Origin of the sequence: Bacillus sp. 41-22, assembly GCF_025809295.1 — a bacterium.
GTDB lineage: Bacteria > Bacillota > Bacilli > Bacillales > Bacillaceae_G > Bacillus_A > Bacillus_A mycoides.
In genome coordinates this window covers 2,437,478-2,457,919 of record NZ_CP084035.1, presented here as the reverse complement: position 1 = coordinate 2,457,919, position 20,442 = coordinate 2,437,478, and the positions used below count along the sequence as shown (strand labels likewise).

24 protein-coding genes and 2 pseudogenes are annotated in these 20,442 nt (G+C 34.3%); 5 read left to right on the top strand and 21 right to left on the bottom strand.

Annotated elements, in window-relative coordinates:
* Window positions 1-4 precede the first annotated feature (4 nt).
* Window positions 5-1,021, top strand: a complete 1,017-nt coding sequence (locus LCF45_RS12505; RefSeq protein WP_078203945.1) for a D-alanyl-D-alanine carboxypeptidase family protein — start codon at window positions 5-7, stop codon at window positions 1,019-1,021.
* A 58-nt stretch (window positions 1,022-1,079) separates the two neighbouring features.
* Here LCF45_RS12505 and LCF45_RS12500 read toward each other — a convergent pair.
* From LCF45_RS12500 to LCF45_RS12485, 4 genes and pseudogenes are all read right to left on the bottom strand, one after another.
* Window positions 1,080-1,313, bottom strand: a pseudogene (locus LCF45_RS12500) (DinB family protein); the annotation flags it as partial.
* Between the two features lie 20 nt (window positions 1,314-1,333).
* The gene (locus LCF45_RS12495; RefSeq protein WP_002127500.1) at window positions 1,334-1,894 is read right to left on the bottom strand and encodes a nucleoside/nucleotide kinase family protein; all 561 of its coding nucleotides are present in this window, start codon (window positions 1,892-1,894) and stop codon (window positions 1,334-1,336) included.
* Window positions 1,895-1,943: 49 nt separating this feature from the next.
* On the bottom strand, window positions 1,944-2,456 hold the full coding sequence (locus LCF45_RS12490) for a GNAT family N-acetyltransferase (protein ID WP_263894860.1): 513 nt from the start codon (window positions 2,454-2,456) through the stop codon (window positions 1,944-1,946).
* A 124-nt stretch (window positions 2,457-2,580) separates the two neighbouring features.
* Complete coding sequence (locus LCF45_RS12485) at window positions 2,581-2,937, bottom strand: hypothetical protein (protein ID WP_002032241.1); 357 nt, start codon at window positions 2,935-2,937, stop codon at window positions 2,581-2,583.
* A gap of 461 nt (window positions 2,938-3,398) precedes the next feature.
* Here LCF45_RS12485 and LCF45_RS12480 point away from each other — a divergent pair, with 461 nt between their 5' ends.
* Window positions 3,399-3,701, top strand: a complete 303-nt coding sequence (locus LCF45_RS12480; RefSeq protein WP_170935234.1) for a hypothetical protein — start codon at window positions 3,399-3,401, stop codon at window positions 3,699-3,701.
* 107 nt (window positions 3,702-3,808) lie between these two features.
* Here the strand turns inward: LCF45_RS12480 and LCF45_RS12475 are convergent, their stop codons facing one another.
* Window positions 3,809-4,189, bottom strand: a complete 381-nt coding sequence (locus tag LCF45_RS12475) for a hypothetical protein (RefSeq protein WP_002127497.1) — start codon at window positions 4,187-4,189, stop codon at window positions 3,809-3,811.
* Between the two features lie 166 nt (window positions 4,190-4,355).
* On the bottom strand, window positions 4,356-4,526 hold the full coding sequence (locus tag LCF45_RS12470) for a hypothetical protein (protein ID WP_176112599.1): 171 nt from the start codon (window positions 4,524-4,526) through the stop codon (window positions 4,356-4,358).
* A gap of 329 nt (window positions 4,527-4,855) precedes the next feature.
* Here LCF45_RS12470 and LCF45_RS12465 point away from each other — a divergent pair, with 329 nt between their 5' ends.
* The gene (locus LCF45_RS12465; RefSeq protein WP_033729436.1) at window positions 4,856-5,224 is read left to right on the top strand and encodes an FtsB family cell division protein; all 369 of its coding nucleotides are present in this window, start codon (window positions 4,856-4,858) and stop codon (window positions 5,222-5,224) included.
* A 198-nt stretch (window positions 5,225-5,422) separates the two neighbouring features.
* Window positions 5,423-5,479 (top strand): annotated as a pseudogene (locus LCF45_RS27155) (exosporium leader peptide-containing protein); the annotation flags it as partial.
* Between the two features lie 17 nt (window positions 5,480-5,496).
* Here LCF45_RS27155 and LCF45_RS12460 read toward each other — a convergent pair.
* Both LCF45_RS12460 and LCF45_RS12455 read right to left on the bottom strand, forming a co-directional pair.
* Window positions 5,497-5,772, bottom strand: a complete 276-nt coding sequence (locus LCF45_RS12460; RefSeq protein WP_263894859.1) for a hypothetical protein — start codon at window positions 5,770-5,772, stop codon at window positions 5,497-5,499.
* Between the two features lie 45 nt (window positions 5,773-5,817).
* A complete protein-coding gene (locus tag LCF45_RS12455) occupies window positions 5,818-6,033 on the bottom strand; it encodes a hypothetical protein (protein ID WP_002085442.1) in 216 nt (71 codons plus the stop codon).
* A 317-nt stretch (window positions 6,034-6,350) separates the two neighbouring features.
* Here LCF45_RS12455 and LCF45_RS12450 point away from each other — a divergent pair, with 317 nt between their 5' ends.
* A complete protein-coding gene (locus LCF45_RS12450) occupies window positions 6,351-6,548 on the top strand; it encodes a hypothetical protein (RefSeq protein ID WP_002017016.1) in 198 nt (65 codons plus the stop codon).
* Window positions 6,549-6,991: 443 nt separating this feature from the next.
* On the opposite strand, the gene LCF45_RS12445 is transcribed toward LCF45_RS12450, so the two are convergent.
* The 13 genes from LCF45_RS12445 to LCF45_RS12385 form a co-directional block, all read right to left on the bottom strand.
* Window positions 6,992-8,932 carry an AMP-binding protein gene (locus LCF45_RS12445; RefSeq protein WP_002127493.1) on the bottom strand — a complete coding sequence of 647 codons (1,941 nt, stop codon included), beginning with the start codon at window positions 8,930-8,932 and terminating at the stop codon, window positions 6,992-6,994.
* 48 nt (window positions 8,933-8,980) lie between these two features.
* Complete coding sequence (locus LCF45_RS12440) at window positions 8,981-10,522, bottom strand: acyl-CoA carboxylase subunit beta (protein WP_002017014.1); 1,542 nt, start codon at window positions 10,520-10,522, stop codon at window positions 8,981-8,983.
* A 2-nt stretch (window positions 10,523-10,524) separates the two neighbouring features.
* Window positions 10,525-11,313 carry an enoyl-CoA hydratase gene (locus LCF45_RS12435; protein ID WP_002017012.1) on the bottom strand — a complete coding sequence of 263 codons (789 nt, stop codon included), beginning with the start codon at window positions 11,311-11,313 and terminating at the stop codon, window positions 10,525-10,527.
* A gap of 4 nt (window positions 11,314-11,317) precedes the next feature.
* The gene (gene mvaB / locus LCF45_RS12430) at window positions 11,318-12,229 is read right to left on the bottom strand and encodes a hydroxymethylglutaryl-CoA lyase (protein WP_002017011.1); all 912 of its coding nucleotides are present in this window, start codon (window positions 12,227-12,229) and stop codon (window positions 11,318-11,320) included.
* Between the two features lie 21 nt (window positions 12,230-12,250).
* Window positions 12,251-12,466, bottom strand: coding sequence for an acetyl-CoA carboxylase biotin carboxyl carrier protein subunit (locus LCF45_RS12425; RefSeq protein ID WP_001985297.1), 216 nt, complete (start codon window positions 12,464-12,466; stop codon window positions 12,251-12,253).
* A gap of 26 nt (window positions 12,467-12,492) precedes the next feature.
* Window positions 12,493-13,830, bottom strand: coding sequence for an acetyl-CoA carboxylase biotin carboxylase subunit (locus LCF45_RS12420; RefSeq protein WP_002127492.1), 1,338 nt, complete (start codon window positions 13,828-13,830; stop codon window positions 12,493-12,495).
* Between the two features lie 15 nt (window positions 13,831-13,845).
* On the bottom strand, window positions 13,846-14,991 hold the full coding sequence (locus LCF45_RS12415; RefSeq protein WP_002032227.1) for an acyl-CoA dehydrogenase: 1,146 nt from the start codon (window positions 14,989-14,991) through the stop codon (window positions 13,846-13,848).
* A 216-nt stretch (window positions 14,992-15,207) separates the two neighbouring features.
* On the bottom strand, window positions 15,208-16,176 hold the full coding sequence (locus LCF45_RS12410) for a YbgA family protein (protein WP_002127490.1): 969 nt from the start codon (window positions 16,174-16,176) through the stop codon (window positions 15,208-15,210).
* A gap of 4 nt (window positions 16,177-16,180) precedes the next feature.
* Window positions 16,181-16,834: a TetR/AcrR family transcriptional regulator gene (locus tag LCF45_RS12405; protein ID WP_002032224.1), complete on the bottom strand. Its 654-nt coding sequence runs from the start codon at window positions 16,832-16,834 to the stop codon at window positions 16,181-16,183.
* Between the two features lie 24 nt (window positions 16,835-16,858).
* Entirely contained in the window at window positions 16,859-17,878 is a 1,020-nt protein-coding gene (locus tag LCF45_RS12400; protein ID WP_002127488.1) for an ABC transporter permease, read from the bottom strand.
* A complete protein-coding gene (locus LCF45_RS12395) occupies window positions 17,875-18,600 on the bottom strand; it encodes an ABC transporter ATP-binding protein (RefSeq protein ID WP_078203948.1) in 726 nt (241 codons plus the stop codon). The genes LCF45_RS12400 and LCF45_RS12395 overlap by 4 nt, the downstream gene beginning before the upstream one ends.
* A 184-nt stretch (window positions 18,601-18,784) precedes the next feature.
* Window positions 18,785-19,036, bottom strand: coding sequence for a hypothetical protein (locus LCF45_RS12390; RefSeq protein ID WP_002017002.1), 252 nt, complete (start codon window positions 19,034-19,036; stop codon window positions 18,785-18,787).
* A 216-nt stretch (window positions 19,037-19,252) separates the two neighbouring features.
* Window positions 19,253-20,095: a metallophosphoesterase gene (locus tag LCF45_RS12385; RefSeq protein ID WP_002032218.1), complete on the bottom strand. Its 843-nt coding sequence runs from the start codon at window positions 20,093-20,095 to the stop codon at window positions 19,253-19,255.
* Window positions 20,096-20,442: the final 347 nt, after the last annotated feature.

The following is a 20,442-nucleotide window of genomic DNA, read 5'->3' as shown; positions in this document are numbered from 1 at the left end:
GCTAATGCAATTCTTAAAAAAAATAACAGTTTTATTATTATCTTTTCTTATTACTGCACTTATCGTTTTATATTTTTATCTTTATGTAAATGGTCCAATTATTCAAGCTAAATCAGCTATTTTAATAGATACTAATTCTGGTGAGATTGTTTATAAAAAAAATGAAGAAACTCCTATACAATCAGCTACTTTATCTAAATTAATGACAGAGTATATCGTACTGGAACAACTGAATGAAGGAAAAATACAGTTAGATGAATTAGTAAAAATAAGTAACGAAGTTTTCCGAGCAGAAACGAGTCCTATACAAGTAACTTCGAAAGATAAAACGACGGTTCGTGATTTACTTCATGCATTGTTTTTGACAGGGAATAATCGTTCCGCACTTGCCCTTGCAGAACACATTGCTGGAAACGAAGATAACTTTACACTTTTAATGAATGACAAAGCAAAACAACTAAAGTTATCACAACCATCCTCGTTTCTAAATGCTACTGGAATTAATAACGATACGAATAAACAATCAACTACAACATCGATAGACGTCGCTAAACTAGCAACACAATTAGTAAAAGACTTTCCAGATGTATTGAATGTTACGAAACTAACCTCTTACCAATTTACCTTCAAAGATTCAAAAGTTTTCAATACAAATAAAATGATATATTCCCTTAATAAAAACATTAAACTCCAAGGTGTTGACGGCTTACAAACTAGTTTTTCAACTAATGGTAATTATAGTTTTGTCAGTACAGCCACACGAGGAGATACTAGACTTATTTCAGTAATATTAGACGCCGGTGATGAAAACAGTACTTTTATTGAAACAAAAAAGTTACTTCAGTACGGTTTTGATCCTTCCTCGTACTCTGCACTCCAAGCTTTTAAAGATGCTGTTACATCTTGGACAATATTGTTTCAGTTTAAAAATTTAATCATACAAATGATTATGATCTTTTTCATCATTACAATCTTAATGTTTTTATATATACGTCAAAAAAAAGCCGAGGATTTTAATTAAGAAATCTTCTTATATATAAAAACCGACTTGCGTTTACACTGCAAGTCGGTTTCTAAATCTACAATCCTCTTCCAACTAAATTCGCTGAAACGGGCTGAAGATTTAATTCTCTTGCCCATATAGATATCTGACCAATATGATGAATTTCATGTACAATTACATGCATTAAAACTTCACCGTATTTATATGTTTTATCTGTCCATGAAGCTTTCAATATTTTTGATTCGAAGTCGCCAGACCATAACTGCAAAAAGTTATCTAATTCTCGTCTATATAAATCAGATAATGACTTGTACATATCGTTTTATACATTTAACCATTCACAATCACTTCTCTTCGATTAAGTTCCTCTATTATTTGATCAATTATTTCACTTATAGATAAAGATCCATCCAATACAATATCCGAATTCGGCTTAACAGTATGAATTGCCTCTAAATAAGCTTTTCTCGCATGTGTCATGTAATGTTTCAAATTATTATGTATTTCACTCATTGTATCTTCTTTAAAATCTCTCAGAATTCTTCTAGCCATCGCAATATCTAAAGGTGTATCGATAAATATAGTTACATCAATGAATTGTCCCACTTCTCTATTTAAGTATGCAAAAGGATAATCTACAATAATATAATCTAAACTACTATCTTGTATAGAACGCTGAATATCATTCATTAGCGGTGTAAGTACCCATTCATCGTAATTAGCTCCATCATCAATCCATTTGCAAATATCAACCGGACAGTTATCAAATTTATATCTATCAAAATATAGAGCCTTTGATTTTTTTAACTCATGAGCTAAACTTTCTGTAATGGTAGTTTTACCGCCCCCTGAAACAGCTGCAATTGAAATTATTTTTGTTTTTTTATTCACGATTCCCACCAAACCCCTTTTGTTAACATAATATAATTATAAAATACTATTATTTATTGTTCCATTCATATTCTAACATACTCATTTCCCATAAATTCCAATACGTTTCTCCTACTCTTTTTGACTCTCTTAATAAACCTTCTTTTACAAAACCTATTTTTTCGTAACAAGAAATAGCTGACTTATTAAAGTCATAAACACCAAGAGTTACTCTATGTAGTTTTAATTCATCAAAAGCAATACAAAGTACGGCTTTCATCATATGTTTCCCTATAGAACGCCCTCTCATTTTCGTATTACCAACTAGCACTTTTCCAATTCTAGCAGACTTATTTATATTATCTATTTGTCCAAGAGAAATATGACCAATAACTGCTTTAGTCTCTTCATCCATTATTTTGAATGCCAGTGTGTTTGCACATTCTGTATATTTCTCTAATTGCTGTTCATTTAAAGGATATGTGAATGCATTTCCCGACCATTGTATTAAAAATTTTTCGGAATTAATCCAATTTATTAATTGTTTGAAATCAGATCTTGTAAATTGTTTCAGCTTGATCACTCTCATTCTCCTTTCACACAACCTTTTATACACCTTCAAATTTATTTCTATATGAAAAATATATTCCCTTTTAAACAAAATAAAAAGCCATTCATAAGAATGGCTTAGCATCAATAAAGCATAATTAATCTTTATTTGCTACGTCAACACCGTTAAAATCAAACTCATCAGTAACAGTTGTAGCAGGTGGTAAAATTGCTTCAATTTTACAAAGAGATATAATTGCTGCAACTGAACCAGGAATAGCAGCTAGCTTAACAACATCGCAAGTTACCGAAGAAACAGTACCTATATAAGTACGTCCTTCAGTGTTAATTCGCACTGTTTTATTAATTAATTTTTTAAGCTCATCTCTAATTCCTTGTACACAAGAACTGTCACATTTCTCATTCTTTTCCTTTTTACACTCTTCAAAAATGTCCCAACAATCATCATGCTTACACGTACATTTCTTTCTACAATTATTAAATCGAGAACCCAAAACCTCACCCCCTAATCCTTTCTACTAGTAAAGTATGTCCAATAGCTTAAAAGTGTACGAGACAAAAGCATAGAAACAAAAAAACAAACACTTGTACTAAACCTTCTTATTTATACTTTTAATAAGCCGGCTCCTTGAATAGGGACCACCTTTTCCTATTACTTCACATATACATAGGCTTTGTTCGCAGTGATATGGTGTATTTTTCCTTTACCATTGTGAAATATACATTCAGAAAAGCGTACTCCAAAATAAGATATTATTTAAAATCTTAACGTTTCCTTCAACAAGTGTTTGTTGATTAATATCATAACCAGTAGTTCTCTCAACTATCTCTTGAAAATTAGCATAGTTTGTATGAATTCTATATCTAGTAGAAAGCACTCTATCATATAAAGGTAAAATAATAGGTTAATAAACAAGCCATTCTTTTACTAAAACATAGAATAGTATGAATCCTATTGAAGGGAGGTATAAAAGAATGTCCTGGAAAAATGATTGCTGGAGTTCTAAGAAAAAGCATTGTTGTGATGACTGGTGGAAATCTAAAGAAAAGAATCATTGTGATGATGATTGGAGTTCTAAGGAAAAGCATTGTAATGATGATTGGTGGAAATCTAAAGAAAAGAATCATTGTGATAATGATTGGAGTTCTAAACGAAATAAGTGTCGTTGTAAATGTTTCTTTATTTGTTGTCATTGTAAAAGAAAAAGTTGGTAACATTTTCAATATCGACTTAAAAGAGAGAACATGTCTTTTGTGACCGATAAATACTAGAATGTAATATACAAAAAGCTGACTAAGTATAGTCAGCTTTTTGTCAATGAACACGTAGAGATTTATTTTAATATAGCTCTTATTAGAAAATGATTATTTTATATAGATTACTATAAGCATCCATAAAGCCAAGGCGCCAATGATAGCGAGCGCTATACGTGTAGATAGTACCCTTAATTCAAAGTCTGTTTTCTTGGAGGGTTCAGGATATGCAATTATGTAGATTCCCTTTAATAATGCAAGCCATGCAATAACCGTTAGGAACCCCTGCCAGTTGAATACCCATACATTATGTAGGATTACACTACCTAACCCTAGGAAAATCGATAGAAAACCATACATAATACCAAATCCTCTGTCTTCAACCACTAATTTTTTCAATTCACGTAGTACCGATGGACGTACGAAAAGTATTCCCGATACGATAACCGTTATCCATCCCCAAAACAATCCTAAAAAAGTACTAGTTTCCATTATTAGTTCACTCCCCTCAATTATTTATATTCCAGATATTCCCCCCTTTAGAACAATTCCAACATCTTTATATATAGGCTAAATTCTGCTCTTTTTTAATACAAACATGGCATATTCTATGCCCATCCTTAATCACCTCATTTCTCTACAAAATGAAATTTTTATATCATTCTTCATCATCATCTATCCGAATCAACCGAAGTCGCTCTGTACTATTACCGCACACTTTTTCATATCTTGGAGCTAACATGCACCAACGCCAATATAATGATTTATTCGCCTTTTCACTAACCTCTAAAATTATCCCCTCTGTAATAAAATGATCACCTTGATACAATGTATACTCGCTTGTCCCATGGAATCATCATTATTCCCCTCCCTATTAAAATAGCGTTTTTGTTTCAAATAATGCTCTCATTAATTTGGACGCATTTACCAGTATATTTACCAAAAAATTCATGATATCGTTAACTAGTCGAGTACGTCATTACTTGACGATTACCCTTAGGAGCCCCGCAGACAATCGGGGTTCCTTTTATTTAAATAAGGATTTTGTTTAAACTTTACAAAACTCACCTATATTAAACTATCTTCTAGAATTCCCATTGAACATTTATAATACTTTTAAACAGTTTAAATTCTACAATCAGTAATGGAGGCATTTTAATGGGAAACATCCCAAAAATATCATCACAACAATCAAATCCTAAGATACCCTCACAGCAAGTGAACGCTAACACCAAACAAAGTAATAATAAAAAAGCAAGACGCCGTATTATAACTACTTTAGCTTTTATATTACCTATAATTTTTGTCCTTCAATATTCTCTTAATAACCAGCAAGAAATGATTAAAGAAAAACAAATCACGGTTAATACGGAGCAACAAAAATTATCTTCTTTAAAGAAGGATGGTCATTCCCTTAAAAATGATGTTAAGGCTTTAACAGGTAGTGAAGAAGAAATTTTAAAATTCGCAAGGAAACTGTATGGATTTTCCAAACCGAATGAAACTATATTTCAAATAACTGAATAAAATTACACTGCATTACCCCAAAAGGCGATTTGACGATAATCGCCTTTTTATATTTAATTTCTAAAATAAACATACTAATTTCTTTTTCTATCAAATAACTATTTTGTTTAATTTATTAAAATACAACCGCTTGTCCATTTCACATTGCTCTATCATTACATTTACTATTAGTAATACGATTTTTAGAGGTGATAAATAATGGACGAGTTTTTATATTTTGCTGCACTTAATCCGGGTTCTATTGGACCTACACTTCCACCTGTTCAACCCTTTCAATTCCCTACTGGTCCCACCGGTTCTACAGGAGCTACTGGCTCAACCGGATCAACTGGTTCTACCGGACCAACTGGACCAACCGGATCAACTGGTTCTACCGGACCAACCGGATCAACCGGATCAACCGGATCAACCGGATCAACTGGTTCTACCGGACCAACTGGACCAACTGGACCAACTGGACCAACTGGATCAACTGGCTCTACCGGACCAACTGGATTTAATCTTCCTGCTGGGCCTGCCTCTATTACCTTGACTTCTAACGAAACCACAGCATGTGTATCCACTCAAGGAAATAATACTTTATTTTTTTCGGGTCAAGTATTAGTAAACGGTAGTCCTACTCCAGGAGTAGTGGTCAGTTTTTCATTCAGTAACCCTTCTCTTGCTTTCATGGTTCCTCTTGCGGTCATTACCAATGCTTCAGGTAACTTTACCGCTGTATTTCTAGCCGCTAATGGGCCTGGAACAGTAACCGTTACTGCTTCACTTCTTGATTCTCCTGGAACAATGGCTAGCGTCACTATTACCATTGTGAATTGTCCGTAATGGTTTTATTTTTAAGGACTAAGCAATATCTAATAAGATGAGCACTGATTTACAGTGCTCTTTTTTATCATTGGGATGTTCCTTTCAAATGAAATTTCGTAACAGCCTACTAAAATAACGCTTTTATTAAGAACTAATGATCTTTATATTTCTTAAGCTTGTCAGCACAAGTAATTTTTATAATTAGTTAAATTCTCAATATAGTTTGTGTATATAATTCCATTCAAAGATACATAATACCCACGTAACTATTTAAAAATACTTTGTTTTTATATCTAAGTTCAAAAAGGAGCTACATAACATGGATAAAAAAGATTTATTAAGTCAACAACTTGATCCTGTGTCATTAGATGCGCTGAATACCCCTAGTAAGGCCCAAGAACAACTGCAAGAAACCTCTCAGGAGGCACATAATTCAAACAAAAAGGACAGTACTCAAGCTTTACATGGCGAAGATTTACCAATTTCAGATGTATATAGAACAACGAACAAACAGTAAATTTAAAAGGGAAAAAATCTTAAGAACGAGTGAACTTAATTCTTTTCCCTTTTCCTATTTAAATAACACTTTTATATGAAACCCGTACACATTTTTGACACATCCACTATCACAATCTCCTGAAAATTCGTGATAATATTAATTTGTCGGATACGCCAAATTTCGACATTGAACGACAATAATATCTCCCTTATTGAATCCCTGTCCCCCAGGGATTTCTCCTTTTATTCATTACTTTTTTCTTCACTAAATTTTCATTCTTAACAAAATTCATTCACTCCATTGAATAGACAGCCACAGTATCCTATTTTGATAAAAACTAAAAACAAACAGACATACTTAACACTAATAGTAGATTTTTTAACTTCAAATTTACTTTTCCTCTCTTTTCTTTTTGTAAACATTAAAAATGAGCTCTATTTACATAGAGCTCATTCGTAATTTTATAGTTTGCTAGACTGTAGTCCTTGAATAAAGGGTACCACTTCAGGATTTACAAGTGACGATAAATCTCCTAATTCTTTTCCTAAGTAAGCAGCTTTTATGACACGTCGCATTACTTTAGAATTTCGTGTTTTTGGTAAATCTTCTACAACGTGGATGTCTTTTGGACATAAAGCTTTACCAATATGAGAGTTTACTAAACTCATTAATTCTTTCTTTAATTCTCCTGAGAATGTTACACCATCTCGTAATACAACAAAACAATGACAAACTTCTCCTTTTACATCATCCGGTACACCAACTGCCGCTGCTTCTATTACATCATTATGTTTCACAAGAATAGATTCATATTCAGCAGGACCAATACGTTTCCCTGCAATATTTAGCGTATCGTCTGAACGTCCTGTGATGATGTATTGCTCACCGTCATAAATAACCCAGTCCCCATGGACCCATTTATTTTCAAAGCGTGACCAATATGTGTTTACATAACGTTCATCATCTTCCCAGAAACTTTTCGTCATACCTACCCAAGGTTTTTCTAAACATAGTTCTCCGACTTCATCTCGAATTGGTTTACCTTGATCATCAAGTACAACCGCTGCCATTCCTGGTAAAGATGCGTTAAAACTAATCGGTGCGATCGGCTTAATTAGGACATTCCCGAAAATCCCACCTGAAATTTCAGTTCCACCTGAATAGTTACAAATTGGTACCTTACCTTTACCAACTGTATTAAATAACCACATCCATGGGTCTGGATTCCAAGGTTCTCCTGTTGATGCGAATACTTCTAAACTCTTTAACGAGTGTTTATTTACATATTCATCACCTTTTGCCATTAATGCACGGATTAACGTTGGTGAAATACCGAGATGAGTAATTTCATATTTATCGACTGTCTCCCATAAGCGGTCTGCTTCTGGAAAGTCTGGGACACCTTCATACATAACCATTGTTGCGCCATTAATTAAAGAGCCGAATAGTAAAAATGGTCCCATCATCCAGCCCATATCAGTTACCCATAATACTCGGTCGCCTTGTTTTATATTCATTCCAAATCCTGCATCAAATGCAGATTTTAGCGGGAAACCAGCATGTGTGTGTACTGTCCCCTTCGGCTTACCAGTCGTTCCAGATGTATATATAAGCATTAATGGATCATCACTGTTCATTTCTTCAGCATGTATAAATGGTTTTTCTTTTTCTAACGTACTCCATGAAAAATCATAATTATGCGGTGTAAAATCATTTCCTGCATGACGAACAATTACCACCTTTTCAACAGTTGGACAATGTTCACAAGCTTTATCTACTTCATCTTTTAATGAAACAATTTTCCCACGGCGTGAAAAGCCATCTGCGGTAATAACCATTTTTGAACCAGCTGCTTGTACACGTGTCATTACTGCATCAGCAGCAAAACCTGAGAATATTGGTGAAATAATCGCTCCAATTTTCATTACCGCTAACATAGCAACAACTGTTTCAGGAATCATTGGCATGTAAATTGTTACACGATCACCTTTTTCAATACCAGCATGTTTCAAACCGTTGGCAACACGGCTTACCCAGCTGTCAAGCTCTTCATATGTAAATGATTTCGAAGTTCCGTTTTCCCCTTCATACATAAGTGCTGCTTGTGTTTTCGTTTTATCGTCTGCAAGCCAGCGAGATAAAGCAGATTCTACAACGTTACAAGTTCCCTCAGTATACCACTGTGCAAACGGTGTACCATTTTCTAAATCTAACACTTCTGTATATGGTTTCATCCACTGATAGCCAACTGCTCTCTCAGCTTCTCCCCAAAACCAAGCTGTTTCTTCAATTGACTTATTATAAAAAGCTTCGTAATCTTCATAGCCTAATGATTTCATCCAACCAAATAAACGCGTTTTTTCTTTATATTCTTCTGTTGGAAACCAAACTGCTTGTTTCATGTTTTCCCCTCCTTGATTTTTTGAGCAAGAAAGCCCTAAATAGGGCTTTTAAACTGGATATACAGGATGTTTACGATCCGTGAATACTTGATATTTACTCATATACATTTCGAATCGTCCTTTTAGCTCTTCACGTAAATTGTTTGGATGAACAATACCATCAATCACCATCTCAGATGCTAAACGGTAAATATCAATATCTTTCTTATACTCTTCTCGTTTTTCAGCAATAAAGCTTGCACGCTCTTCTTCTGGTAAAGCTGCTATCTTATTTGCATATACAGCATTGACCGCTGCTTCTGGACCCATTACTGCAATAGAAGCTGTTGGTAATGCTAAGCAGCAATCTGGTTCAAACGCTGGACCTGCCATTGCATATAAGCCAGCTCCATATGCTTTTCGAACGACGATAGAAATTTTCGGTACAGTTGCTTCACTCATTGCAGAGATCATTTTTGCACCGTGACGAATAATTCCGGCACGTTCTACTTTTGTACCAATCATAAATCCAGGTACATCTGCAAGGAATAATAATGGAATATGGTATGCATCGCATAAATTTATAAACTTCGCTGCTTTATCAGCTGAATCGTGGAATAATACGCCGCCCTTCATACGCGGCTGATTTGCAATAATGCCAATTGGCTTACCATCAATGCGTGCTAAACCTGTAATTAGTTCTTGAGCAAATAATTTTTTCACTTCAAAGAAAGAACCTTCATCAATAATTCTGTTAATGAGATCTTTCATATTGAAAGGAGCATTTTGATTTTCTGGAATGATTTCTTCTAACGTTTTATCGAACTGTTTCGGTTCTTGAGGTGTAATCAAAGGAGTCTTTTCTAAATAGTTACTTGGAAAATAAGAAATATATTGTCTTGCTTGCGTAATTGCATCTTCTTCTGTTTTACATAAAACATCTCCGCATCCTGATACTGAGCAATGCATACGTGCTCCGCCCATTTCTTCTAAAGTTACCTTCTCACCGATAACCATTTCAGCCATACGCGGAGACCCTAAATACATAGAAGCATTTCCTTCAACCATCATAACAACGTCACAAAATGCTGGAATATACGCACCACCAGCTGCTGAAGGTCCAAATAATAAACAAATTTGTGGCACTTTTCCAGATAATTTCACTTGGTTATAAAAAATTCTTCCCGCACCGCGGCGTCCAGGGAACATTTCAACTTGATCTGTAATACGCGCTCCAGCAGAATCAACTAAATAAAATAACGGTACACGTAATTTTTCTGCTGTTTCTTGAATTCGTAGAATTTTTTCAACTGTACGTGCTCCCCATGATCCAGCTTTTACAGTCGAATCATTTGCCATTACGCACGCAGTACGACCATGTATTTTACCAGTCGCAGTTACAACACCATCAGCTGGTAATCCAGTTTGTTCACAATTTGCAAATAATGCATCTTCCACATATTCACCATTATCGAATAAAAGAGCTAAACGATCTCGAACAAAAAGTTTCCCTTTTGCTTTGTTTTGTTCATGATATTTCGGTGCCCCGCCTTGCTTAATTGTTTCAACTCGTTCTTCAAATGAATTAGATTGTTGTTTTTGATCTAACATATTTACTCCCCCTTATACATTGGTTTGCGTTTTTCCTTGAATGCCTGTAATCCTTCTAATCTATCTTTCGTATGGATTACGCCCTCATACGCCTGTTTTTCCATTTGTAAGCCGGTATGTAAATCTACTTGAATTCCATTTGAAATTGCTTCTTTTGCTAATCGAACAGCAATTGGACCATTTTTAGCAATTCGATCTGCAATTTCAATTGCTTTCTCTTCTAGTAAATCAGCTGGTACTACGAATTCTACTAAACCATATTCTTTCGCTTCTTGCGCCGAAATACGTCTTCCTGTATAAATTAATTCTTTCGCTCTACCGACTCCAATTAATCTCGGTAAACGCTGAGTACCACCTGCTCCAGGTATAATTGCAAGAGAAGTTTCAGTAAGACCTAGACTTGCAGTGTCCGAAGCAATTCTAAAATCACAAGCTAAGCTTAATTCAGTACCTCCGCCAAGTGCGATTCCATTAATAGCAGCAATAACTGGTTGTGGTAATTGTTCCACCATCTCCATAGTAGAACGAATCATACCCACAGCATGGCGAACTTGTTCTTCACTCATGTTGGCACGCTCTTTTAGATCAGCACCAGCGCAAAATGCTTTTTCGCCATCCCCTGTTAAAATAACAACGCGCGTATTTGATTCTTCGTTTATTTGAGTTAATATAGTTTGTAATTCTTCTAATAATGCCAAAGATAATGAGTTTGCTTGTCTTTCACGATTTAACGAAATCTTTACAACGTGCGGTGTAACATAGTCAACTGAAATGTTTTGTAATTGCAGCATCTTCTCACCTACTTATCGTTTTATGTTGAAGCGCTCTATACACATGACTCGGTAATTGGATATTTAACTTACTTTGAATAAACTGACTAGCTCTCAATAACTTTTCTTCATCAATATTAGTTTGGACTCCCAGCTTATGGAGCATATGCACTAAGTCATCAGTAGCAACATTACCCGATGCTCCTGGTGCATAAGGACATCCTCCGAGTCCACCACAAGAACTATCAAACGTTGTAATACCATATTCTAAAGACTTAACTACATTCGCCAGAGCCATTCCATACGTATTATGAAAATGCATTGCAAACTGCGAAGCATCATACTTCTTTAATAGATGTTCTAATACTTGTTCTACTTGTAATGGATTCGCTACACCAATCGTGTCACCGAGAGAAACTTCATAAATGCCGTATGAAAATAGTTGATTACATATTTCGTCAACTGCTGTGGCACTTATATCCCCTTCATAAGGACATCCAAATACAGTAGAAACATAGCCTCTTACCTTTTTACCTTCGAACGTTGCCTGTTTTGTTATATCTTCAATTACAGCTAATGCTTCTTTAATAGATTTATTAATATTACTTTTATTGTGAGATTCACTTGCTGATAAAAAAACATTCACCTCATCTACATTTTGCAAAAAAGCTCGTTCCAAACCATTTTGATTTGGAACAAGCGCTGCATATGTAACATTTGGATCCCTTTTTAGCTCAGAAAACACATCACTTGCATCTGCTAATGCAGGAACCCATTTAGGGTGAACGAATGAGGAAACTTCAACGTACGACAATCCCGCTTCTGTAAGTAGTTGAATCCATTTTACTTTATCTTTTGTGCCAACAATCTTTTTTTCATTCTGTAAGCCATCACGTGGCCCGACTTCTTTAATGACAGCAAAATTAGGTAGTTTCAATTCGCTTCCCCCTATATCTCCCTATTCAATTTCTAGTAATACATCTCCTTCATTTACAAAATCGCCTTCTTGTACGTTAATTTTCATAACAGTTCCGGCTTCTTCTGAAACGATTGGAATTTCCATTTTCATAGATTCCAAAATGACGACATCCTGCTCTTCCTCTACTGTATCTCCTACTCCTACAACAATCTTCCAAACATTTCCTGCCATCGATGCATATACTTTCGTCATCATTTTTTCCCCCTTAATATTCATAAATCTTACTTTTTAACAAGTTGTTTCGTTACAAAACCCGTTGTATAAATACCACTTTTGAACACATCGTCTCCGAGTACTTGCAGTAACATTGGTGTGTTTGTTTTAATACCTTCTACTTTTAACTCTTCTAGAGCAATTTTTAATTTTGAAATCGCTTCTTCACGAGTTTCACCATGTGCGATTACTTTCGCAATCATTGGATCATAGAAAGGTGTAATCGTTACTTGATTCTCCAAAAAGTGATCAATACGTATATTTGTCGGTAACGTTAAATCTGTAATTTTCCCAGGTGATGGGAAGAATGTTTTCGGATCTTCTGCATAAATACGAGCCTCAATGGCATGACCACTACGTTTTACATCATCCTGTGTAAATGATAGCTTCTCACCATATGCGATAAGTAATTGTTGTTCAACTAAGTCTAACCCAGTAATTTCTTCTGTAACTGGATGTTCTACTTGTAATCTCGTATTCATTTCTAAGAAATAAAAGTTCTTTTGATCATCTACAAGAAACTCAACTGTACCTGCATTTGTATAACCAAGTGCTTTAGCAGCTTGTACAGCAACTTCTCCCATAGCCTTTCGTGTACCCTCATCTAAAAATGGTGAAGGTGCTTCTTCAATTACTTTTTGATTTCGGCGCTGCACTGAACATTCGCGTTCCCATAAATACACTGTATTACCATGTGTATCTGCTAAAAGCTGAATTTCAATATGATGTGCATCTGCTATATAGCGTTCTAAGTACATTTCTCCGTTACCAAAGAAATTTTGCGCTCTTGTTTTATTACTTTCAAATGCTTTGGTGAGCGTTTGCTCAGTTTCCATCAACTGCATTCCAATGCCTCCGCCGCCCGCGGATGCCTTAAGCATTAATGGATAACCAATTTGTTTTGCAATTTCAATTGCTTCTTCAGCAGTTTCTATATTTGTAGTAATGCCTGGAACTACTGGTACATCTGCTGCTTGCATCGCTATACGTGACTCAATTTTACTTCCCATCTTAGTAATGATTTCTTCTGAAGGACCGATAAATACGATGCCTTCTTCTTTACAGCGAATCGGAAAAGATGGATTCTCTGATAATAATCCGTACCCCGGATGGATTGCTTCAGCATTTGTCTTCTTAGCTATTTCCATAATTTTTTCAAGGTTTAAATAGCTTTCTTGGACACGTGGACCGCCTACTAAGTAAGCTTCATTTGCCAATTTTACATGAAGGGCATTTTCATCAGCCTCAGAATAAATAGCAACGGTACGAATGCCAAGTTTTTGACAAGTTTTCATAATGCGAACTGCGATTTCCCCGCGATTAGCAATTAATATTTTTTGAAACATAGTGACTCCTCCTTTTTATCTACATCCTAAATGTCTTGCAATTACGAGACGTTGAATTTCAGAAGTTCCTTCACCAATTTCTAAAAGTTTTGCATCACGAATATATCGTTCAACTTCATATTCACGCATATAGCCATATCCACCATGAATTTGTACTGCATGATTTGCTATACGACTTGCAGCTTCAGATGCAAACAACTTTGCCATAGCCGCTTCTTTACCGAAAGGTTTATCGTTATCTTTTAACCAAGCTGCTTTATGTACTAAATTACGCGCTAATTCTACTTCAGTCGCCATATCAGCCAATTTAAATTGAATCGCTTGGAAATTAGAAATCGGTTTTCCAAATTGTTGACGTTCTTTCGCATATTGCAATGCACGTTCAAATGCAGATTGTGCAATACCTACTGCTAATGCTGCAATTGAAATACGTCCTCCATCAAGTGTATATAAGAATTGTTTAAATCCTTTATTTACATCACCAAGAATATTTTCTTTCGGTACACGTACACCATCAAGTACGATTTCACAAGTATTAGAAGCACGAACACCCATCTTATCGTAAGGGCTTGAAATCGTTAATCCTTCACTAGTAGTCGGTACGATAAATGCAGAAATACGTTTTTTACCATTGTCTTCAAAACCGTTGATAGCGGTTACAATAATTGTATTTGCATACTCTGCGTTTGTAATCCAGCACTTTTCACCACTAATAACATATTCATCGCCATCTAAAATTGCTTTCGTTTGTGTGCCCCCTGCATCAGATCCAGCATTTGGCTCCGTTAATCCGAAAGCACCTAACGTTTTACCTGACGCCATTGGAACTAAAAATTTCTGTTTTTGTTCTTCTGTACCGAAATAATAAATTGGAGAAGCACCTAATGAAATTGTTGCAGCATAGCTTAAACCTGTTCCACCACAAGCACGACCAATCTCTTCAACAGCTAACGCGTACGATAACGTATCGCCACCTGAACCTCCATACTCTTCCGGGAATGGGATACCTAATAATCCTAGTTCGCCCATTTTTTGAAATGTTTCATATGGAAATTCCGCAGTTTTGTCATAATATACAGCTTTCGGTGCGATTTCCTTTTCAGCAAAATCACGTACCATTTCTTTAATCATTTGTTTTTCGCGAGTTAGAGTAAATTCCATTCCGCTACACACCCCTTATCGAATATTGAGTTTCGACAGCGTGCGAGTTTCTACTACAAACATTACTTCTTAAAAGACACGAATATTAGTTAGACAATTGCTATAATTCTGTCATAACTTAATTTTAAAACAGATTCTGTACCAATGCACAAAAAAATTCCTACATTGTTCTACAACAACATAGGAGGTTTTGTGTCGAATTATGTAATTTATTGTTTAATAATCTCTACCTTTTCCCGAATCAGAAATTTCTACTAACCCTTCAGGGTATGGTTCGAAATATGTTTGTCTTAATAAATACTTTTCATCAAATCGAATGGCCCATGTTTTTAAAATGACAAGTAAACTACTAAGTGGGATTTTCTTTTCAGAATACTTCTGTAACAGCTCTAAAAAATGATCTTTTTCTTGTTTTTTTAGCTTTGTTTTAAAATATCCGAAAATGTGCTCACATACATTTACATTCGATGTATAGCGAGGCGCGCGAATAAATAATTCATATAAAGTCTTCTCATAGTTATCAAATACGACTTCAATTGTTTCATTTTTTTGATTTGCAATAATACGCCCTAATTCTTTTTGTTTCACCTGATTATATGCCATAAATAAATACTTATAATCTGATTGAAACGCTACGAGTTCTTTTATGTTTTTAGTATGTTTAATCATTTTGTAATGCGCGATTGTAAACAATCTTGTAAAGAAATGCTCTCTAATAATAAAATTCGACAATCTACCTTCTTCTTCAATTGGAAGATGCGAAAATTTTTTTATTACTGCTCCACCAAATAATCCAGTTCCTTTTCCTTTTACTGGCCCTTTTTCAAAACCAGAATAGATTTTCACATCACGAGTTCCGCAACTTGGCGAACGATTCTTCAAAATAAAACCGTCAACTTCAGGTAATGTTTGTAAAAATGCATTTGAAAATTCATTCATTTTTTCAGTTACATCTTCTCGTATTGACGGTTGTACAAGCCTATTCGCACCATTTTTTTCTACAATACGTATCGTTTCACGAGGAGTCCCTAAACCAATTTCTACTTCAGGACATACAGGTATAAATGTAACAAATGGCTGCAAGTTTCGAATTGTTAAATCTGGAACCATCTCTCCATTATAACGACAGGCATCAAATTCTAAACATTTACTTACAACAATAATCGGTTTAGCAAATTGTCGCATCACATTACCTCCGTGGCGTTAGTCCATACAATATAAATTGAATCGTATTTTCAATTTCCACTTCATCGTCCCATTTCTCTTCCGGCAATAATAAAAACCTCGTTAAGAGCAACCCTAATACAGCTGATAAAGTAAGACGTAATACGGAAGATGGTGGAAGTTCAATAATTTCCCCTTCTTCTTGAAACTTTGCAATCAGCTTTTTAAAATGTACAAGCAGTTCTGTTTCTATTAATTGTTGTATTTCACTTTTTAGTTCCGGCTGAAATGGTACTTCTTGAATTAATATTTTTATCATTGGAAAGTGCTTTTTAGCAAATTCAAATCTATTTTGAATTATTACTCTTAAAAGCACTTCATACGATTCATACTCTGTTTTAAATATTTCTTTTGCAAAGGCTTGTACGAAAAATGGTGCAGCAAACTTTGTTAAGGTCGGCATCACGACTGCAAACAATAAATCTTTTTTCGTTTTATAGTAGCGGAAGATTGTTCCTTCCGCTACACCAGCTCGCTTTGCAATTTCACTCGTTGAAGTTGAGGCGTACCCTTTTTCTCCAAACATATCAACAGCTGCCTCTAATATACGCATTTGACGTTCATTACGTTTATCAGCATTCGTTGCGGCAACTAATTCTTCCAGCCAATCCTTCTTCATTTATTGTGCTCCTTTTTATCATCATTATATTTTGCGATGTTTCTTTAATGCAAATACATTTCCTACTGCAAATAATAGTGAAAAAAGTAGTAATACAGTAAGATCTAATGCAATCTCTGTAAACCCTTGATTCCGAATCATTACTTGTCTCATAGCGTCAGCACCATATGTGAGTGGAAATAATTTACCTAACATTTGTAACCATGTATTCATGGATTCCATTGGAAACAACCCAGAAAAGAAGACTTGTGGCACGATAACAAGCGGTATAAATTGAATCATTTGAAATTCATTATTTGCGTATGCCGATAAAAATGTGCCTAATGTTAGTGCAGTTAAAGAAAGCATACATGTTATAAGTAGCGTTAGCCATATTGAGCCAGCTACATATAAATCTAAAATATAAACTGAAAAACTTACAATTATAATAGATTGTATAAGTGCAAAGATTCCAAAACCAATAATATATCCTAAAACTATTTCCCATCTTCTCACTGGTGTGGACAATAACCTCTCTAATGTACCACTTAAACGTTCTCTTACAAAAGATACTCCGGACAATATAAATACAAAGAAAAATGTAAAGAAACCAATTAATACGGGACCAAGCCCATCGAACATCGTAATGTCTTTAGAGCCATGTAAATAATCCACTTCAGGCTTCATCATTGATACATTATTCTTCTCTGTACTCTTTTGCAATACTTGAAGTACTGCACGGTTTTTTGATGAATCACTGCCTTCTAATAGAAGATTCATTTTTCCATTTTCTAAATGAATTACTGCATCAACCTTTTGCTTTTCTAATTCCGAAATTGCTTTGTCTTTACTATATTCATAAATTGATGCTTCTTGATTTTTCATTGCTTTTACTATAGGAGCAGGTACATCGACTACAGCAATATGCGGTATATAGTCTTTTTGTGTAAATATTAGCGATAATAACCAAAGTAATAACATTGGTGCCCCAAACATCATTGCTAAAGAACGCTTATCTCGAAAAAATTGACGAATGATACGGATGACTACACCATTAACTCTCATGATTCAATCACTCCTTCTAACATAAAGACATCTTCAATTCGTCCAGAAGATGTTTGTTTTTTCAATTCCTCCGGTGTGCCAATCGCAACTAAATTCCCTTCTCTAATTAGCCCTAGACGTTCGCAAAACTCAGCTTCATCCATAATGTGCGTTGTTACAATAATAGTTGTTCCTTTCTTTTTAAGGTCATAAAACTTCTCCCAAATCGATTTTCGAAGTAGAGGATCTATCCCAACTGTTGGCTCATCTAAAATTAATATTTCTGGTTCATGAAGGAGTGCTATCGCCAATGATAAACGTTTTTTCATTCCACCTGAAAAATGCTGTACTTGCTTTTTCGTATGCTCTGATAATTGCAAAAATTCAAAAATTTCTACGATTCTCTCTTTCTTACGCTTACCTTTTAACCCATACATCGTTGCAATAAAATCTGCATTTTCATATGCCGATAGTTCTTCGTATAATGCATCAGCCTGAGCCATATAACCAATTCTTTTCATTTCATTTAGATTAGGCATGTTTGTATTAAAAACAATTACATCCCCTGTAGTTGACTCATTAATACCTGCAATCATTTTAATGAGTGTTGTTTTCCCTGATCCGGAAGGTCCAACCAAGCCAAAAATTTCTGCTTTTTCTACTTGCAGCGAAAGGTTATGCAAAACTTCTTTTTTCCCAAATTTTTTTGATACATCTCGTAAAATAATTGAAGGTTGCTGCACTAAAAATCCCCCTTTTCTTTAAAATGAGTGAGTACTCACTTTTATTTTACTCTCGAATTATTATATGTCAAACTTTTCAAACATATATTTTTTCTGTTATTTACTAAATCAATGAAACAGAGTCGACATTAGAATATCTTTTCTTAAAGTCGACTCTGTTTCATTGTAAATTATTTGATTTTTGTTATGTTTTTAAATTTAAATACCTTCTAATTCTAGCAACATCTAATGAATATTCGATAACTATTTGCTGTATTGGTAATATAACCGTTTCCGGATATAAATGTGCATATTGTAACGTTTCTGCATACTTTTCCAACCGTTTTTCTAAATACTTTACAATTTGCTCAGGATGACTTACTAATAAAGACGTACTATAATAATGAATTTGCTCCTCAATCGCCGTATATTCTTCAATTTCAAATTCTTTATGCATTTGTACACCCCTTTATATTTTTAATATTGCTTAATAATAACTATTTTAACTCGACTAATTTTTAAGTTTTTTGATTATTTACACTATAACAAACTCAATAGGTCAAATTTTGTTACTTTATGTAACGTTGAAAAATTTTAACAAAATTGTAATGGAAACTTGTACTCAAGAAAAACTACCTTTAAATTATTCTCCTGAACAAAAAAGCCGTACAGATTAATTTAACTGCACGACTACAATCTCAGGTCTATTAAAAACTCTTTGCGGAATGATACTATTGCCTAATCCTCTACTAACTATCATAGACGTATTTTGTTGTTCATATAAACCCGCTGTATATTTGGGCAGTATTCCTTGATTAGGAGCAACTAATCCCCCGATAAAAGGTAACCGAACTTGCCCCCCATGTGCATGACCCGATAACACTAAATCTACTTGCTCATCAGCATATGCTTCTAAAAATTCAGGCCTATGGGATAATAATACATTATACCTATCTGGCAGCGTTTCAATTTTTGCTTTTACAATTGCATCTTTTACAATACTTCCTTCATCAATATCTCCAGTATTAAATTCCGGATCATCAATTCCTAACAAGTTTATTTCGTGTCCTCCCTTTTGTATTATTACATGTTCATTTCTTAAAACAGTGACATGCTGTTTCTTTAATTTTTTTTCTAAACTGTTATATTTCCCTGACCATTTTTCATGATTTCCTGTCACAAAATATACCGGATATTCCTTCACAAGTTCTCGTATTACTTGCATACTCATTTCTGCATCGTACGATTTACTGTCTATTAAATCACCCGTAATAGCAATAATATCTGGATTTATGCTTTTTACTTTTTGAATTAAAACGTCTTGATTATCACCAAATTTTTTATTATGTAAATCTGAAATTTGTAGTATTTTATATCCTTTAAAAGAAGAGGGAATTTTACTAGAGGTTATTTTAACCTCAGTTATACTTATTAAATTGTTTTGTAAATATAAAAAGATACTAATGCCTACTAATATACCAATAATTAATATGATTCTTTTAATCTTCTTGTTCATACTTCCTCCTAAAATCTTAATCAGTACTACAGTTCACAATAAATATTACGTGCCCTTCGCATTCAGAATAACTGAAATTTTTTAATTGATTTGTAGTATTTGTTATAGTTTTATACGCCACTTATAAAATTTTTCAATCGCATGCGTGTATGATGTCATGCTCATTTCTCAGTAATTTTATAGCAGATCACTGGAATCTCTTCATAATATTAACATTTATCTTACTTAGTTTGATAACTATATCATGATAATTCCTATAGTTTTTTATAAAAATATTGTGTACTTTTCTCGAAGTATATACGACATTTGATTACAAATATATTATTACCACTACGATTTTAATTTGT

What these genes read in the sequence shown, in the direction of transcription:
- LCF45_RS12505 (WP_078203945.1), top strand. Translation starts at nt 5, where the DNA reads ATGCAATTCTTAAAAAAAATAACAGTTTTATTATTATCTTTTCTTATT.
- LCF45_RS12475 (WP_002127497.1), bottom strand. Translation starts at nt 4,189, where the DNA reads ATGGAAACTAGTACTTTTTTAGGATTGTTTTGGGGATGGATAACGGTT.
- LCF45_RS12465 (WP_033729436.1), top strand. Translation starts at nt 4,856, where the DNA reads ATGGGAAACATCCCAAAAATATCATCACAACAATCAAATCCTAAGATA.
- LCF45_RS12455 (WP_002085442.1), bottom strand. Translation starts at nt 6,033, where the DNA reads ATGGTAATAGTGACGCTAGCCATTGTTCCAGGAGAATCAAGAAGTGAA.
- LCF45_RS12450 (WP_002017016.1), top strand. Translation starts at nt 6,351, where the DNA reads ATGGATAAAAAAGATTTATTAAGTCAACAACTTGATCCTGTGTCATTA.
- LCF45_RS12445 (WP_002127493.1), bottom strand. Translation starts at nt 8,932, where the DNA reads ATGAAACAAGCAGTTTGGTTTCCAACAGAAGAATATAAAGAAAAAACG.
- LCF45_RS12440 (WP_002017014.1), bottom strand. Translation starts at nt 10,522, where the DNA reads ATGTTAGATCAAAAACAACAATCTAATTCATTTGAAGAACGAGTTGAA.
- LCF45_RS12435 (WP_002017012.1), bottom strand. Translation starts at nt 11,313, where the DNA reads ATGCTGCAATTACAAAACATTTCAGTTGACTATGTTACACCGCACGTT.
- LCF45_RS12425 (WP_001985297.1), bottom strand. Translation starts at nt 12,466, where the DNA reads ATGATGACGAAAGTATATGCATCGATGGCAGGAAATGTTTGGAAGATT.
- LCF45_RS12420 (WP_002127492.1), bottom strand. Translation starts at nt 13,830, where the DNA reads ATGTTTCAAAAAATATTAATTGCTAATCGCGGGGAAATCGCAGTTCGC.
- LCF45_RS12415 (WP_002032227.1), bottom strand. Translation starts at nt 14,991, where the DNA reads ATGGAATTTACTCTAACTCGCGAAAAACAAATGATTAAAGAAATGGTA.
- LCF45_RS12410 (WP_002127490.1), bottom strand. Translation starts at nt 16,176, where the DNA reads ATGCGACAATTTGCTAAACCGATTATTGTTGTAAGTAAATGTTTAGAA.
- LCF45_RS12405 (WP_002032224.1), bottom strand. Translation starts at nt 16,834, where the DNA reads ATGAAGAAGGATTGGCTGGAAGAATTAGTTGCCGCAACGAATGCTGAT.
- LCF45_RS12400 (WP_002127488.1), bottom strand. Translation starts at nt 17,878, where the DNA reads ATGAGAGTTAATGGTGTAGTCATCCGTATCATTCGTCAATTTTTTCGA.
- LCF45_RS12390 (WP_002017002.1), bottom strand. Translation starts at nt 19,036, where the DNA reads ATGCATAAAGAATTTGAAATTGAAGAATATACGGCGATTGAGGAGCAA.
- LCF45_RS12385 (WP_002032218.1), bottom strand. Translation starts at nt 20,095, where the DNA reads ATGAACAAGAAGATTAAAAGAATCATATTAATTATTGGTATATTAGTA.